Origin of the sequence: Candidatus Flexicrinis affinis, assembly GCA_016716525.1 — a bacterium.
Lineage (GTDB): Bacteria > Chloroflexota > Anaerolineae > Aggregatilineales > Phototrophicaceae > Flexicrinis > Flexicrinis affinis.
In genome coordinates this window covers 353,655-369,270 of sequence record JADJWE010000009.1, presented here as the reverse complement: position 1 = coordinate 369,270, position 15,616 = coordinate 353,655, and the positions used below count along the sequence as shown (strand labels likewise).

At 65.0% G+C, this 15,616-nt stretch carries 14 protein-coding genes and 1 pseudogene; 6 read left to right on the top strand and 9 right to left on the bottom strand.

Annotated elements, in window-relative coordinates; translation table 11 throughout:
• Positions 1-103 precede the first annotated feature (103 nt).
• The 7 genes from trxB to IPM16_20835 form a co-directional block, all read right to left on the bottom strand.
• The gene (trxB, locus tag IPM16_20865; protein MBK9125557.1) at positions 104-1,072 is read right to left on the bottom strand and encodes a thioredoxin-disulfide reductase; all 969 of its coding nucleotides are present in this window, start codon (positions 1,070-1,072) and stop codon (positions 104-106) included.
• A gap of 21 nt (positions 1,073-1,093) precedes the next feature.
• Complete coding sequence (locus tag IPM16_20860; protein MBK9125556.1) at positions 1,094-1,369, bottom strand: hypothetical protein; 276 nt, start codon at positions 1,367-1,369, stop codon at positions 1,094-1,096.
• Positions 1,370-1,434: 65 nt separating this feature from the next.
• Complete coding sequence (locus IPM16_20855; GenBank protein ID MBK9125555.1) at positions 1,435-2,100, bottom strand: RNA polymerase sigma factor; 666 nt, start codon at positions 2,098-2,100, stop codon at positions 1,435-1,437.
• A 61-nt stretch (positions 2,101-2,161) separates the two neighbouring features.
• Positions 2,162-2,971 (bottom strand): AAA family ATPase, encoded by an 810-nt coding sequence (locus IPM16_20850; protein MBK9125554.1) that lies wholly within the window; start codon positions 2,969-2,971, stop codon positions 2,162-2,164.
• Entirely contained in the window at positions 2,968-3,591 is a 624-nt protein-coding gene (locus IPM16_20845; GenBank protein MBK9125553.1) for a hypothetical protein, read from the bottom strand. Before IPM16_20845 ends, IPM16_20850 begins: the two co-directional genes overlap by 4 nt.
• Positions 3,588-4,562, bottom strand: a complete 975-nt coding sequence (locus tag IPM16_20840; GenBank protein MBK9125552.1) for a nucleoside hydrolase — start codon at positions 4,560-4,562, stop codon at positions 3,588-3,590. Before IPM16_20840 ends, IPM16_20845 begins: the two co-directional genes overlap by 4 nt.
• Positions 4,563-4,565: 3 nt before the next feature.
• Positions 4,566-5,351, bottom strand: a complete 786-nt coding sequence (locus IPM16_20835) for an enoyl-CoA hydratase/isomerase family protein (protein ID MBK9125551.1) — start codon at positions 5,349-5,351, stop codon at positions 4,566-4,568.
• 162 nt (positions 5,352-5,513) lie between these two features.
• On the opposite strand from IPM16_20835, the gene IPM16_20830 reads away from it, so the two are divergent.
• The 4 genes from IPM16_20830 to IPM16_20815 all read left to right on the top strand — a co-directional run bounded on the left by IPM16_20830 (position 5,514) and on the right by IPM16_20815 (position 11,055).
• Positions 5,514-7,118, top strand: coding sequence for a PAS domain S-box protein (locus IPM16_20830; protein MBK9125550.1), 1,605 nt, complete (start codon positions 5,514-5,516; stop codon positions 7,116-7,118).
• Positions 7,069-7,575: a heme-binding protein gene (locus IPM16_20825; GenBank protein MBK9125549.1), complete on the top strand. Its 507-nt coding sequence runs from the start codon at positions 7,069-7,071 to the stop codon at positions 7,573-7,575. The genes IPM16_20830 and IPM16_20825 overlap by 50 nt, the downstream gene beginning before the upstream one ends.
• A gap of 124 nt (positions 7,576-7,699) precedes the next feature.
• Positions 7,700-10,270 (top strand): SUMF1/EgtB/PvdO family nonheme iron enzyme, encoded by a 2,571-nt coding sequence (locus IPM16_20820; protein ID MBK9125548.1) that lies wholly within the window; start codon positions 7,700-7,702, stop codon positions 10,268-10,270.
• Between the two features lie 86 nt (positions 10,271-10,356).
• Entirely contained in the window at positions 10,357-11,055 is a 699-nt protein-coding gene (locus IPM16_20815; GenBank protein MBK9125547.1) for a DUF2461 domain-containing protein, read from the top strand.
• Between the two features lie 688 nt (positions 11,056-11,743).
• Here the strand turns inward: IPM16_20815 and IPM16_20810 are convergent.
• Both IPM16_20810 and IPM16_20805 read right to left on the bottom strand, forming a co-directional pair.
• Positions 11,744-12,103, bottom strand: a pseudogene (locus IPM16_20810) (RidA family protein).
• Positions 12,104-12,181: 78 nt separating this feature from the next.
• Positions 12,182-12,946: a hypothetical protein gene (locus IPM16_20805; GenBank protein ID MBK9125546.1), complete on the bottom strand. Its 765-nt coding sequence runs from the start codon at positions 12,944-12,946 to the stop codon at positions 12,182-12,184.
• Positions 12,947-13,201: 255 nt separating this feature from the next.
• Here IPM16_20805 and IPM16_20800 point away from each other — a divergent pair, with 255 nt between their 5' ends.
• A complete protein-coding gene (locus IPM16_20800) occupies positions 13,202-15,097 on the top strand; it encodes a hypothetical protein (GenBank protein MBK9125545.1) in 1,896 nt (631 codons plus the stop codon).
• On the top strand, positions 15,094-15,501 hold the full coding sequence (locus IPM16_20795) for a hypothetical protein (protein ID MBK9125544.1): 408 nt from the start codon (positions 15,094-15,096) through the stop codon (positions 15,499-15,501). The genes IPM16_20800 and IPM16_20795 overlap by 4 nt, the downstream gene beginning before the upstream one ends.
• Positions 15,502-15,616 lie beyond the last annotated feature (115 nt).

The window sequence follows — 15,616 nt, the reverse complement described above, 5'->3', positions numbered from 1 at the left end:
AGCGGATGAGGGATCGGATTGCGAGCGCGGCATGCGACGACGAAAAGCGGCGGCCCCGCGAATGCAGTGCCGCCGCTTGCTGTGTACTCGAGTGAGATGCAGCCTAGCCGGCCACCGTCTCCAGCGGCTGAAGCTGATCCTCATGCTCCTGCAACCAATGGATCGCGCTCATCGCGGCGCCTACGCCCTGCCCGACCGAGGTGGCGACCTGACGGTACACCTGATCCTGAATCTCGCCGGCAGCGAAAACGCCTTCGACGTTGGTGCGGTAGAGCGAATCGGTGATAAGATAGCCGGCGTCGTCCGCGGCCAACTGCCCACCGAACACGTGACTGTTGGGCGTATGGCCGATGAAGATGAACACGCCCTGCGTCGGCTTGACCCACTGTTCGCCGGTCTCGACGTTGCGCAGATGCACCGCGCCCACCGTACCGTTCTCGTCGGCCTCGATCTTCTCCACCACGGTGTTCCAGATGAAGCTGATCTTCTCGTTCTTGAAGGCGCGGTTCTGCAGGGCCACGCCGGCGCGCAAGCTGTCGCGGCGGTGGATGATCTCGACCTTGGTGGCAAACTTGGTCAGAAAGATCGCCTCCTCGATGGCCGAGTCGCCGCCGCCGACCACGACAATCTCCTTGCCACGGAAGAAGAATCCGTCGCAGGTGCCGCAGTAGCTGACGCCCGCGCCAACGCCCTCGTCCTCGCCCGGCACGCCGAGCTTGCGCGGGTTGGCGCCGATGGTGACGATCACCGAGTCGGCCAAATAGGTCGTGTCGGTGGTCTTGACCGTGAACGGCGAACCTTTGCTGAAGTCGACCGACTCCACGACGTCATACAGCAGTTCGGTGCCGAAATGCTCGGCCTGCTGTTTGAACTGCTCGACGAGGTCCATACCACTCATCGACAGAACGCCGGGGTAGTTCTCGATCTCGTGCGTCAGGCCGAGCTGGCCGCCTAACTGCGGCCCTACGATCATCACCGGTTTGAGCTGCGCGCGCGCCACATAGACCGCGGCGGCAAAACCTGCCGGCCCGGACCCGATGATGACGACCCGTTCGCGCTTGATATTGGTCATGCTGTTCTCCGTACTTGGGGGTTACTGCTCGCTGCCTGATTCCCGCTGCGCCTTTTCCGCCTTCAAGATCGCCACCAGCGCGTCGAACTCCTCGCGACAGTCGGACCAGTGCAGGACGAACTGATCGAAGTCGGGCGCAATCTCGTACAGGCTTTCGCCTGCCGCGACGCGTTCGGCGAGGGCCGCGATCTTCTCGCAGTCGTCCGTGCAGTCCATCGACACGCACTCGTCGTCCAGCGGCTGGTTGAAGATGAACTCCAGCAGGTGGTTCTCTTTGGGGCGTTGCGGCGGGGTCATCAGCAGAGCATTCCTATCATCCTGTTCCCTTAGACGGGGACGCAGGCCAGCCTCTTACGCGGTCGTCATCCGCGCTGAAACAAGTTTAATACATATTCGACAGATAGGCCGTCGGCTTCAAGCGCGGTTTTCAGTTTTCGACGGGCATCATGCATCAACTTGTACAGCGCATTGCGGTTCGTATCGAGCTGTTCCGCGACAATATCCATCGGGACGCCCCGAATCGCTACCGCTTCGATCGCCTTGTACTGCCGTTCCGTGAGCGACTCGTTGAGCAGGCGCATGACTCGATCCAGCGTATCGGTACGCTCGGCGGCACGCTCGGGGTTGGGCGGCGCTTCGCTGATGAGGCTGGCTTCGGCCGGGATCAGTTCACCATCTGCGGCCATCGAATCGAGGCTGAAATCACGGTAGCGGGCGCGCCGCAGTTCGCTGATGGCAACGCGCGTCGCGATACGGTTGGCCCACGTCGTAAATTGACTCTCGCCGCGGAAGTTGTCGAGGTTTGCCAGCACGCGCAAAGTCGCGTCCTGCGCGAGGTCGTCGGCCATCTGGTCAAGGTGAGCGGGCGGCAGCGTGCGCAAGTCACTGCGTTCCTGACTGAGATAGTAATAGATGCTCCGCTTGATCCGATCGCGCAGGTCGCGTAATGCGTCGGTTTGTTTCGGAGCGCCATCGCGCAGGTCAGCCAGCCAATCCTCGTTGGTGCGCTCGTGCACACGCTCAGTCATTCGAGTAGCCTATCGGTCCGGAAAACGCGTCAAGTTTACCAGCAGCACGTAAGGAATGGACTTACTCTAACAAGTGCCTCAGATATGCGCCGGGGTTAGCCAAGAACTCCCGCGTGACGACGACGTGTTCCAGCGTTTCGTACGGCGCTTCGTGCAGACCTTCCTCGCCGAACGCGTAAATCGTCGCGCGCGGGTACGCCATCAGAATGGGCGAGTGCGTGGCGATGACGAACTGGGCACCCTGCCCGACCACCTGGTGCAGCATGCTCAACAGCGTGAGCTGCCGGGTCGGCGAAAGGGCCGCCTCCGGCTCGTCCATGAGGTACAGGCCGGGGCCGCTGAAGCGCGATTGAAACAGCTTGAAGAATCCCTCGCCGTGACTGTTGGCGTCGAGGCCTTCGCCGTAGCGCTCGCGGATGTCGAGCAAGCTGCGCGAATGCGGCATACGAGCTAACCCTTTGGCGAAATCCGACCGGTCGCTGTAGTCGCGCTCGATCTCGTCAATCGCCGCTTGCGCGTCGGCTTTATCCTGCGCAACACGCTTGGCAAAACCGAAGAAGTCCTCTGTTCGCAGAAAGAACCCTTTGCGAGACCGTTTGCTCCACACAAGCTTGACGCACTTCCGTGTGAACCCGCGCACGTCGGCCAGCGTCGGGTCGGTATTCACCGACTCCGCGCCGACGGTCGGTAGTTCGGCGGCGCAGGCCAGCGCTTCCAACAGCGTCGACTTGCCCGAGCCGTTTTCGCCGGCAAGGAACGTCACCGCCGGAAACGCGACCCGTTTGACCTGCCGCACGAACGGCACGGTATAGGGGAAGATCGCCGGGGCGTCGGACGGGACCGATATCGTCAGCTCGCGCAGGAATGTCAAATCGGACGCTTCCGTTTCTCCGCGTACTGACGCGCCTCGCTCTCGATGAACCCGACCATCGCTGACAGCGTCGGGTCCGGCGGCGTGTCGGGCGGGACTGGAAGCGTCTCGACGCTCACGATCTCGACCTTCGGCAGAAGGGCGACCCGAATGCGCCCGATCGCATAGCGCGGCACACGCGGGAAGAAAACCGCATTCGCTTCAACGCGCGCATGATCCTGCGGCGCGAGGACGAGCACTAGCGACGCGCCGGGGAACCCTTCTGGCGGGAGGTGTGTCACCATCTGAAACGGGCCGAGCTTGGCAGGGTACTTGCGGTCGACTGCCCGCAGGCCGACCAGTGCACGGCTAAGGTGGGGACGGACGTTCTCCTCCAGCCCTTCCGTGTTGGCCGCCGCATAGTTCATTCCATCGAGCGCGATCAGCATGGATCGGCCATCGGTGGCGTCACAGTGCCAGACCGACCGGTCGCAGGCTGCGCCCAGATCGACGGTCACGTTGTTTTGATCCTCGGCACGCAGGCGCCACAGGACACGTCCGAGCTTTGGGACGAAGTTCAGGTCGCCGCGCAGGTCCTGCGTGAACAGGATCGTTGCCTTCGCAACCCGTATTTCGCTCATGAGACAGCGTCGTGCAGCATTTGCATGAAGCGGTCGCGATGCACGCGCGTGACGATCAACGCGTTGTGGTCGCTGGGGCGAGGCCGCCGGTCGACGACTGTCATGCCGACCGTGAGCGAGCCAGACACTTCGATGTCCATGTGCACCGGGAGATACTCGGCGATGTCCGGGGTCAACGCGACCGCCATCGCCAGCGGATCGGGCAGGCACACCATCGGATAGCCATAAAGCCGGTCCCATAACGCCAGCACAGGTTTCTGAATGTCTGCGACAAACTCGGCCAGCGGCGTACCGTGCGCGCGAAGCGAATCGTTCTCCTCGGGCGTGAGCATAGCGTGGCGAAGCGTGACGTCCCAGCCTACCCATTCGGTCGGCATGCCGCTGTGCAGCACGACGTGCGCGGCTTCAGGATCCACGAAGACGTTGAACTCGGCGGTGGCAGTGGTGTTGCCGACTCCGTCAGGCGCGCCGCCCATGATGACGCAGCGCGCGATGTTGGTGGCAAACGACGGATCGCGCTGGACGGCCTGCGCAACGTTGGTCAGCGGCCCAAGCGTGACCAGCGTGAGTTCGCCGGCGTACTGCCGCGCTGCCTCGATGAGCGCATCCACGGCGGAGGCGGACGCGGGTATGCGCCCGGTCAGCGGCAGACCGATATCGCCCAGCCCGTCCTTGCCGTGCACAAGATCGGCCGTCTGCAGTTCGCGGTTCATCGGGCGTTTGGCGCCCACGTAGACTGGCACGCCGCCGCCGCATATCTCGACCGTGTACAGCGCGTTCTGCACGGTCTGTTCCAACCCGACATTGCCTGCAACCACACTGATTCCGACCACCTCGATCGCATCGGACTGAAGGGCCATCACAAGCGCAACGGCATCGTCGGTCCCCGGGTCGGTGTCGATGAAGAAGCGGCGCTTGGGCTTATCCTGCGGCGCGGCTTGCTGAAGGTCCTCGGGCTTCGGATCGATCATAGGTTACTTGTTCTTCCAGTTCGCTTTGCGCTTCTCGATGAATGCGTTCATGCCTTCGGCGCGATCTTCGGTGCTGAACAGCAGGTAGAAATTGCGCTTCTCGAACACCAACCCCTCCGCCAGCGACAGCTCGTAGGCCTTGTTAACGGCGTCCTTCGCCATACGCACCGCTACTTGCGACCGCTCGCCGACCTTCTGCGCCAGCTCGATCGCTTCCTTCAGATACAGTTCGACCGGCGAGACCCGGTTGACCAAGCCGTGGCGCAGCGCTTCTTCGGCGCTCAGGCGGCGGTCGGTCAGGATCATCTCCATCGCCAACGCCTTACCGACCGCGCGCGTCAGGCGCTGTGTGCCGCCCGCGCCGGGGATGATCCCGAGGTTGATCTCGGGCTGGCCGAACAAAGCGGTTTCGCTGGCGACGATCATGTCGCACGTCATCGCAATTTCGCATCCGCCGCCGAGCGCAAAGCCGCTCACGGCCGCCACAATTGGCTTGGCGATGCGGGTCAGGCGCGACCAGTCGGTGACGTCGGCGCCGGCGAACATATCGACGGCTGTCTTGCCGGCCATTTCCTTGATGTCGGCGCCGGCGGCAAACGCGCGGTCGCTGCCGGTCAGCACCATGCAGTGAATTGCGGGATCGGCGTCAAAGATTTCAAGGGCGGTGAACGCCTCGCCGGTCATCTGCGCGTTGAGCGCGTTCAGGGCCTGCGGGCGGTTGAACTGCACCAACCCGACACCGGGCGCGGGCACGTCGACTCGGATCGTTTCGTACGTAGGATGACTCATGGGTCGATTCACCTGCTTCTGCCAGACAAAACGCGACGAGTATAGCACCTCACGTGCGGGGTTTGGACTCTGTGGGCAACCCCATCCGCATACAGATCTTACGTTGTACTGGAGGCGCTTGCGCTATAATTCGGTCAACGCGGGCCAAGGAACCCTTCGACTGTGGGCGACATCACCCTGCACCTGCCCGACGAGCTCATCGAGCGCGCCAAGCAGGCTGGATTGCTCAATACCGAGACGATCTCCGAGGTGCTGTCGCTTGCACTGGGCGACGACGGCAGCGGCGTGCCGCCGCTCCCCATCCGTTCGTTTCGGTCGTTCTTCGACCAGATGCACGACGCCGTGTTCTTGCTCAACCTGAACGGCAGCTATTTCGCGGTCAACCGGCGCGCTGCCGAGATGTTCGGCTACACAATCGAAGAGATCCAATCCAAACGCGTCATGGAGTTGTCTGGCGAACCGGACGCAACGCGCGCCATCATGGATCGCCTGATTGCCGGCGAGCACGTCCCGATGCTGACGCGCCTGATGCGCCACAAGTCTGGCGCGCTGTTCCCGGTCGAAGTGACCGTCGAGCTCGTGCGCGATCGTGCAGGCAACCCGGCGTACATTCAGAGCATCGTGCGCGACATCACCGAGCGGCGCCAGAATGAGCAGCGTATCCGCGATGCGGAGACGCTCTTGCGCACCCTCATCAACGCGGTTCCCAACCATATCTATGCGCGCGACCGCGAAGGTCGCTACGTGATCGCCAACGAGGCGGCGGCTCAAGCAGTTGGCTCCACCGTCGACGAGATCATCGGTAAGACCGATTTCGACTTCGGCGTGCCGATCGCCGCGCAGCTTCGCGAAGAGGACGAGGACGTGCTGCGCAGCGGCGTGCCGCGTACGATTCTCGAGGACGAGTTTGTCGCACCCAGCGGCGAACGCTTCATGTTCAGTACGACCAAGGTGCCGATCAAGCTCCCCGGCAGCGATGTCGAAGCGGTCCTGAGCGTGTCGACCGACATCTCCGAGCTCAAGCAAGCACAGGCCGACCTGCACGAGGCCGTGCGGCAAGCCTATGCGCTGGAGACCGAGCGCCAACGCGTGACGATCCTGACCAAGTTCATTCAGGACACCTCGCACGAGTTTCGCACGCCGCTATCGATCATCGGGACCAGCGTGTACTTGCTGCGCCGCAGTACCGACGAGGGCCGGCGCGACGAACACGCACGGGTCGCCAACGATCAGATCAACCGCATTACGCGGCTTCTCGACCACCTGCAGGTCATGGCCGAACTGGATGCCGGCGTTGTCTTGCGCCGGCAAGCAGTCAACGTCAATCATCTGCTGCGCGACCTGCGCAGCCATTTCGCGGCGATTTGCGAACGACGCGGGATCCGTTTCGACCTCGTGCTCGAAGATGCGCTCCCGGCGATCAGCGCCGATCCGATCCGCCTGAACGAAGCGTGTTCACAGTTGATCGACAATGCCCTGCGCCATACCGACACCAACGGCAGCGTGATCATCACGACGGCGTGCAGTCGCACCGGGATTACCATCGAAGTGCGCGACACGGGCATTGGCATCCAACATCAGGCACTGCCACGCATCTTCGACCGGTTTTGGCGGCAGGATGAAGCGCGCACAACGCCCGGCTTCGGCCTCGGCCTGCCGATTGCACAGCGCATCATCGAGCACCACGGCGGACATATCACAGTCGACAGCCGCGTAGATGCCGGGTCGGTTTTCACCGTGCACCTACCGATCGTGTCGCCGGAATAGCACGGCTGCGTTAAGCTCAACGGCGACTGCTCCATTGGAGGACTGCGCCGTGCCGACGTCACCTGCTCTCACCCTCGCCCAAGCGATGACCATCATCGACGCCGTGCGCGGCGAACTCGTGCGAACCAGTCAAGGTGCGGCGGTCGCCGTGGTCGATTCGCACGGCGAGCTGATTGCCTTCCTGCGGACCGATGGATGCCCGCTGCCGCCGATCACGATTGCGCAGAACAAGGCGTTCACGGCGGCTCGCGAACGCACCGCCACCCGCGATCTCGGCGCCCTTTCGCGAGCGGAAGGCTTCCCGCTGTCCTACTTCGGCGACCCGCGTTTCGTCGGCTGGGGCGGCGGACTGCCGATCGTCGTCGACGGGCATGTGGTGGGCGGTCTCGGCGTGAGCGGCCTGCCAGAAGACGAAGACGTGCGGATCGCCATGCTTGGACTTGCCGCACTAGGCTAATTCGTCCGCCCGAGTTGTGCGCTTGCGCAAACGTTCCTATACTGTCTGTATGCGCACTGCGGCAGCACCGAGGCTGCTGCGCTGACGGACTGCGCCACCGAACAACCCAGCGAGATACCCCATCATGAGCGTAGAGAACCTGTCCGGGACGACACTCGGCGGCGTCGAACTGAAAGAAATGCTAGGCGCGGGCGGCATGGGCGCCGTATACCGCGGCTATCAAATGAGCCTCAAGCGCGAGGTGGCGGTCAAAGTACTGCCGGCGACCATCGCCAACCAGCAGGGCTACCTCGAACGGTTCACGCAAGAAGCCCAGACTGCCGCGAACCTCAGCCATCCGAACATCGTCCAGATTTTCGACTTCGGCACCCAGCGCAGCATCAGCTATGTCGTCATGCAGCTGCTGCGCGGTGGTTCGCTGGCCGACCGGATCAAGGCGCGCAGTGCGGCCGGACAGCCAATATCACTCGGCGAGACCGCAGCGCTGGTGCGAGACCTCGGCTCGGCGTTGGATTACGCACATATCCACGGCGTCATCCACCGTGACGTCAAGCCGGCCAACGTCATGTTCGACAACCTCGGCCGCGCGTTCCTCGTCGACTTCGGCATCGCCAAGCTGGTCGACCAGAGTGTGCTGCTGACCGGCACCGGCATCGCGATGGGCACGCCGTCGTACATGCCGCCGGAGCAGTGGGAAGGCGCCGAACTCACGCCGCAGGCCGATCAGTACGCGCTTGCGGTCGTGACGTATCAACTGGTGGCCGGTCGTCTGCCTTTCGCGGCAGACAGCGCCGTGCAGTTGATGTTCAAGCACTTCAACGAACAGCCGACGCCGCTCAACGTCGTACGCCCGGACGTCCCAACTGCCGTCATTGCAGTCATTGGGCGGGCGATGGCGAAGGCCCCGTCAGACCGGTTCCCGTCATGCACGGCCTTCGCGCAGGCGTTCGACTCGGCCATCGAAGGCCATGCCGGCGAAGCAACCGGATATTTCACGTTCAAGGTGCCGAAGACCGCCGCGCCAACCCGCCCTGCCGGCGGCCAAAGCGGGGCAAGCGGGGCGAGTGCGTCAGGCTCGTCTGCGACGCCGACGTTTCAACCTGCCGAGGCCACGCCCGTACCGCCGACCGTCACGCCGACGTCGGGGATCACCGGCGCGCTCCGCCAACAGCGCGGCGGCCTGCTGATCGGGCTCGTGCTGGGCGTGATCCTCGTCTTGATTGCACTGGTCGTCATCCTGGGCGGCAGCGGCGGCGGCACAAGCGACATCGACATGACGCGTACCGCGCTGCAAGAAACGGTCGTCGCGATTGGCGCCGGGGAAACCGCAACGGCGGAAGCCCTCGCGCTGATCCCAACCGCGACAGAGACCCCGACCGCCACCGATACGCAGGCGGTTACCGATACCCCAACCGCCACAGCAAGCCCCACAGCGACCTTTACGCCGACCTATACGGCCAGCTTGACCGCGACGCACACCCCGACCTACACCGCGTCAGCGACCGATACGCTCACGCCGACCGAGACCGAGACGCCCGACGCCAATTTCGAAGCGACCGTTCAGGCGGAAATCACCGCCGTGTTCGTCGAAACGGAAGAGGCCCGCGAACTGGCCCTCGCCCAGATGACCGCGTCGTTCGAGGAAACACAGGCGGCACAGGCCACCGAGGACGCGCTGGCGACCGAAGCGTTCATTGCCGGGCTGACTCAGACCGCGACGCTGGCGACACCAACGCCCAGCGCGACCCCTACCGCGACCAATTCCGCCACGCCGACGGCGACAGCCACCGCGACCGTGACGCCCAGCCCCACCCCGACCGACACGGCCACGGCCACGTCCACGCCGACCGCGACGCCAACCATTACACCCAGCCCGACTCCCACGGCGACATCCACGCCGACGAACACGCCCACCCACACCGCCACGCCGACGGCAACCCACACGCCGCCGCCGACTCGCACGCCGACGCCCGATTTCATCGCGCTGGCGCGCGTGGGCGTGCAGTTCAACGCACAGTGGACGCCGGTCGAAGGCACTGCTCAGGGCATCACGATGGTGCTGGTGCCGGCAGGATGCTTCCTGATGGGCAGCGAAGCCAGCACGGATGTGGACGAACGCCCCGTACATCGGGCCTGCGTCGATACACCGTTCTGGATCGACAAGTACGAGGTCACGCAGGGGCAGTTCAATGCGTTGAACGGGGTCGCCGCCGATCCGCCCGGATTCGATGGCGACAACCGTCCGGTCGAAAATGTCGACTGGTTCGAAGCGCGCGACTTCTGCGTTATGCGTGGCGGCAGCTTGCCGACGGAACTGCAGTGGGAATACGCGGCACGCGGGCCGGACAGCCTAGAGTTCCCTTACGGCAATGAGCTCAACCGCGACCTGTTCAGCTGGGATCGTACCGAACAGCCGCCGACCGATCCGGTCGGGAGCTATCCGGGCGGCGCATCGTGGGTCGGCGCGCATGACCTCGCCGGCAACGTGTTCGAGTGGATGAACGGGCGCTTGCTCGGTTATCCGTACAACGCCGCCGACGGCCGCGAAGACCCGAACATCGCCGGTGACCGCGTCGTGCGCGGCGGATCGCGCTACGACAACGCCAACCTTGGTCGCGTCATCGACCGCTTCGCCGTCGCGCAGAACTTCAAAGACAAGTACGTCGGCTTCCGCTGCGTGATCCCCGTGCCATAGCGCGCGGCGGGACTTGCCGAAGTCGATCGTTTGTTCTATAGTCAGGGCTGCCTGTCTGGACTTCGTGACCCGCGAAGGAGTTCCCTATGCCGGCATCGCTGCAGCACACGCTCGACTTTCTGGACGACCTGCGTCTGAATAACAACCGCGAGTGGTTCAAAGCCAACCGCGACCGCTACGAACTCGCCCGCGCCGCCTATGTCGACGTGCTCTCCGAGCTGATCGCGCGCTTCGACGCCGTGGATGACCTCGGTGGGATCTCGCCCGAGGCCTGCATGTACCGCATCAACCGCGATGTGCGTTTCTCGGCAGACAAGTCCCCGTACAAGACGTGGTTCGGCGCGCTGCTGGGCAAGCAGGGCCGCAAGTCGGACTCGCTGTGGTATTACTTTCAAGTTGCGCCTGAGGGCAATTCGCTGGTCGCAACCGGTGCGTATATGGCTGCGCCCGAACAGGTCAAGTACATTCGCGATACGATCGCCGCGGACTCAAAACCGCTGCGGAAGCTCATCGCCGCGCCGAAGTTTAAGGCGCTGTTCGGCACGGTCGAAGGCGAAGCGCTCAAGACCGCGCCCAAAGGCTACTCGAAAGACCACCCGGACATCGACCTGCTGCGCATGAAGCAGTGGCTCGCCACGCGCTACCTCACCGTCGACGACCTGCTGCGCGACGATCTGGTCGACTACGTGCTGGAGGTTGCCGGCGCGATGAAACCGTTCGCGCACTACATCGCCAACCTGCTCGAACGCGCCCCGAAGGTCGACCGTCCGCCGCGCGAACGCTAGCCTACGACCCCCCCCCCCTGGGCGCTGGGGGTGTGGGGTGGGGCGGCGCCGGGGGCCGGGGTGGGGGTGGGGGCCCTGGGGGTTGCCTTCCTCTGCCGCCCGCCCCCGGCCGGGGGGGCCGGGCTCCCCCCCCCCCCCGGGGTGGCCCCGTTTGTGCCGGGCTGCCCCCCGGCGCCCCCCCGCGGCGGGGGGGCGCCGGCCCCCCCCCCCCCCCCCCCCCCGGGGGGGGCCCCCGGCGCCCGGTGGGTTTTGGTGGGGGCGCCCGCGGGTCGCCCGCCCCGGTTGGGCTGTTTGTGGGGCCCCGGCGGGGCTGGGTTTGGCGGTTCCCCCGGGGGGGGCGGCGCCCCCTTTGGCCCGGTCCGGGGGGCCCGGGGCTCCCCTCCCCCCGCGCTCTCCCGGGGGCCCCGGGGGGGCCCCGTGTCCCCGCCCCCCTCCCCCCCCGCGGTTTGTCTCCCGTGGGGGGAGGGTTGGGAAAAGGGCGCGGGGCGGGCCCGGCTGTCCGGCAGTGGGCGTGGGTTTGCGGGTGTGTGTGGTTTTTTTCTCGGTAGGGTTGCTTGGGGGGGGGCGGGGGCGGGCGGCCCGCCCCGGCGGGCCCCTCCCGGCGCGCGCGGGCCGGGGGGGGCCGTTCCCCTTTGTTGGCCCCCCCCCAACCCCCGACCCCCCCCGACGTCGGCGGGAGGTCGTCGACGTAGGCGTCGACCTCGATCTCGATTAGCCACTCCGGATCGATGAAACGCGAGACCTGCACGACGGTATCGACCGGGCGCACATGGCCCACGTACTGCGACCGCACTTTGGCGACCGTCTGCCAATCCTCGATCCGGGTGAGCATCGTGCGCGTCCGGATCACGTGGTCGAGGCTTGCGCCGGCTTGTTCGAGCGCGACCTGGCGCGCGCGCGACCCCGCGAGCTTGCGCCGGCCCAGGCTCGACGCGTCGTGCCGGCTGCGGCCACGACGGCGGCGGGCCGACGCGCACCGCCCGCGATAGGCCGAGGATCGGCTCGTACGGGCTTCCGCTGGAGATCGTCTGGCGGGCCATGGTGTCATCCTTTCGCTCGTGTTGGCGGTGTGCTGCGCAGAATGTACCACGGCAGCGGGGAGGTACGAACCTCCCCGCACCCGAGCCTACGCCGACGCCGATAGTACGTCGTTACGTGCCAGCATCATCGCCGCGATCGCGTGTACGAGCGCGTCCCCGCCGAGGCGCAGATCGGGCTGTGCGCTGAAGCCGGTGATTAACCATGCGCCGGCTCGGTTGACGCAGAAGTGCGCGGCGATCAGGTCGCAGTTGAGAATATGGCTGAGGCACACGCACCCATCTGCGATCGAGGCCGGGACGTCTTCGCCGACCACACGCCCACCGACGACGAACACCGTGCGATTCATCCCGTCGATGCGCGAGTCCGCGACCAGCGAGACTTCGGTGTGATATGCGGGCGGGGTCTCGGCGCGGAAGGGCGCGGGGAGCAACCCGGCGACCGATGCCATCACCGTCCAGTCCGACGCGCGCCGCCAGATTCCGGTCAGGTTTAGGATGTCCGGTCTGTTCAGCACCGGGATCGACAAGCTGTACATCCAGTTGACGAAATGCGCGGTCTGTTCCGGGTCGCCTTCGCAGGCGGCGCGTCCGGGTGCTGTGGTACCCCGCACCGACGGGATGCGCGTCAGCCGGTTGAGCACACCGTCGAGGCAGTCGGTCGAAATGCGTCGGCCGTCGGCGAGGATGAACTCAGGGCTGCTGCCCGTCGGCGATGCGCGAAATGCCCAGTTGATGTTGCTGGCTACGGTGAAGGCGCTTGCCAGACGCACGTCGAGTCGAGCATCGTGCTTCAACTGCTGATACAGCCAGCGGGCGGAGGAGTCGGTGTCGTCGGCCAAGATCAACCACATGATGTTTCACTCCCGATACAGCGGTTACCGATTGCGGAGGCACGGGCGAGCCTGCTTTTCCGATTAGGGAACCCGTGGTAGAGTCAGCATGTGCGGTTGAGGGACCGCACGGGCCGTCTGTGCCATCGCTCCTCGCATTACACACGCAATCCGGCCCGCATTTGTCCGGGTCACCCGGATAGATTCGATCATTCCGCCCGTCCAGTTCTGAGATCGGCCGGCACCATGACCGAGTACGCGCATTTTGGAGCGTGGGTGAAGCACCGCCGGGAGGTGCTGCGCCTGACCCAAAGCGCGCTTGGCCAGTTGATGGGCTATCAGGAAGACACGATCTCGCGTTACGAGCGTGAAGATCGCTTCCCCAAGAACAGCGCGCCGCTGCTGATCGCCGCCCTGCAAATCCCCGACCCGTACACTGATGCCGTAACCGCCGTTGTCCGCCGCGCCAAGCCGGTCGATTCTCTGCCGGCGGCGCATCAACTCACCGATGTCCGCACAGAGGAACTGCGCCGCGGGCCGGTAGCCGAGGAGAGCGCGCGCTGGATTACTGCCGAGCAGCGCGCACAGCTTAGCGCCTACCGCGCCGACCGGTTGATTGGCCGCGATTCGGTGCTGCACCGCGTCGGTGAGGGTCTGTCGACGTGTACGCCCGTGTTGATCCGCGGGTTCGGCGGCATGGGCAAGACGGCGCTCGCGGCCGAGGCGGCACATCGCTGGATTGGCAGCGCCCCCAAAGCCATCGTGATGTGGGTGCAGGTCGGCAGCGCGGGCGTGCCGCAAACCCTGCGCGAGATCGCGCGCTGCCTCGACATGGAACGCGAGGTCGGCCGAGCGGTGGACAACGCCGACGCCGCCGAGCAGATTCGGGCACGGTTGAGCCAGACCGAACGCCTGCTGGTCGTGCTTGACGACGTGTGGTGGAGCTTCGACGACTTCCGCTGGTTCGTGCCGAATACCGTGCCGGACGGCGCTGCGCTGCTGGTCACAAGCCGCTATCTGTACGCCTTGCCCGGCGCCGACCGGATCGAGCTCGATCAGCAGGGGTTCGAAGGCGCGCATGGCAGCCTGACTCTGCTGGCGCACTACGCCGCGCAGACCGTCGAGTCGCTGCTGCGAGATCCGGCGGCGACGGACTTGTGCGCGTTTCTGGGCGACCTGCCGCTGGCGCTGCAGATCGCCGGGCACAGCATGGCGCTCGGCGCGTCCCCGGCTGATTTGCTGGACAGCGCCGCGCGCACGCTCGACAGCCTGCAGTTTCCGGCCGACTACGGCGAGAGCGAGGTCGCACGCAGGCGGCGCGGCAGCGTGACCGCCACGCTCAACACCAGCCTCGATCAGCTTACCGACTCGGTGATGCGGCGCGTGCTCTTCGCCTTCGGCAGCGCCTTCACGCCGGCCATGACGCGCGATCTGCTGGCGCTGGTTGTCGACGTGGACGCCGGCCGTGTGCAGGCGGCACTGGACGACCTGAGCCGGCGCAGCCTTGTCCGGTTGATCGAGAAGGAGGGCTCGGTCGCCCGCTACCGCGTGCACGACGTCGCGTATTTGTACCTGCGCGAACGCAGTGCACCGACCCGCGCCCAGCAGCAGCGCTTTGCCGAGGCCTGCCTGCGCTACGTCAACGAGCACGCACAGGACGTCGCCGCGCTGTACGCCGAACGCGCCAACATCCTGCACGCCGCCGCCCACGCCGCTGAGTCGCTGATGCGGCCCGACATCCTGATCGACATCCTGTACCGTCTCACGGTCGACAGCGCGTACCTCGGTGCGTACGGCCATGACGACCTGCTGCGCACGCGGCTGTACGAGGCGATCCGCGCGGCCGAGGGGCTAGAAGCGGGTCAGCCGGAGTACTCGCTGATGCTGCACTTCATGTACAGCAAGCTCGGCAACATCGAGTATCTGGCGGGCCGGTTGGACGAGTCGCGGGCGGCGTACGAGGACGCGCTGCGCCGGGCCGAGCAGTTGGGCCTGCCCGACCGCGAGATCATCCTGCTCGGCGTGCTGAACCGGATATTTGTCGACCGGCACGAATTTGACACGGCGGCGGAGATCGCCGAGCGCATCCAGCGCAAGGCCGACGCCCTTAACGACGATTACGTAACCATGCGCGCGCTGGAATATCGCGTTTATTTCGAAGGCCAACAGTGAACTACTACAAAGAGACTGGCGATCCGCGGCTTGCTGAGGCGCTGGACGCCGTGTTGGGGACATCCGAGGCATTCCTCGAAGTGGCGGAACGGATCGGTGATGTAGAGATCCAGTTAGCCGCACTCAACAACCTCGCGAGCGCGAAGTACGACGCGGGATACTATCAGGATTCCATCGCAGACTGTGAAGATGCCCTTGAGATCGCCAATCGCGATCCAGCGTGGCGATATTGGATCGGAGTTCTCCACCATACACTAGGTATGAGTTTCGACTGTATGGGTGACAACGTTCGGGCGAAGCACGCGCTTTGCACGGCGTTCGAGATCTATAGTGAACTTGGTGACTCAAACAAGATACGTTTGCTTCGCGAGTATGCAGCGGAGCGGGAACATGTACTAGAGTGAGCGATCGAACGTTTAGGCAGCGGGGGAAAACAACGATGAAACCACGGTCTATGTCATGCGCTTGTTTGGACTTGCTGTGGCCGATGACTTTGATTGTAGGAGGTAATGTTGGCGC

Coding starts and splice junctions, on each gene's coding strand:
- IPM16_20855 (MBK9125555.1), bottom strand. CDS start 2,100: ATGACTGAGCGTGTGCACGAGCGCACCAACGAGGATTGGCTGGCTGAC.
- IPM16_20860 (MBK9125556.1), bottom strand. CDS start 1,369: ATGACCCCGCCGCAACGCCCCAAAGAGAACCACCTGCTGGAGTTCATC.
- IPM16_20820 (MBK9125548.1), top strand. CDS start 7,700: ATGAGCGTAGAGAACCTGTCCGGGACGACACTCGGCGGCGTCGAACTG.
- IPM16_20815 (MBK9125547.1), top strand. CDS start 10,357: ATGCCGGCATCGCTGCAGCACACGCTCGACTTTCTGGACGACCTGCGT.
- IPM16_20825 (MBK9125549.1), top strand. CDS start 7,069: ATGCCGGGTCGGTTTTCACCGTGCACCTACCGATCGTGTCGCCGGAAT.
- IPM16_20805 (MBK9125546.1), bottom strand. CDS start 12,946: ATGTGGTTGATCTTGGCCGACGACACCGACTCCTCCGCCCGCTGGCTG.
- IPM16_20835 (MBK9125551.1), bottom strand. CDS start 5,351: ATGAGTCATCCTACGTACGAAACGATCCGAGTCGACGTGCCCGCGCCC.
- trxB (MBK9125557.1), bottom strand. CDS start 1,072: ATGACCAATATCAAGCGCGAACGGGTCGTCATCATCGGGTCCGGGCCG.
- IPM16_20840 (MBK9125552.1), bottom strand. CDS start 4,562: ATGATCGATCCGAAGCCCGAGGACCTTCAGCAAGCCGCGCCGCAGGAT.
- IPM16_20845 (MBK9125553.1), bottom strand. CDS start 3,591: ATGAGCGAAATACGGGTTGCGAAGGCAACGATCCTGTTCACGCAGGAC.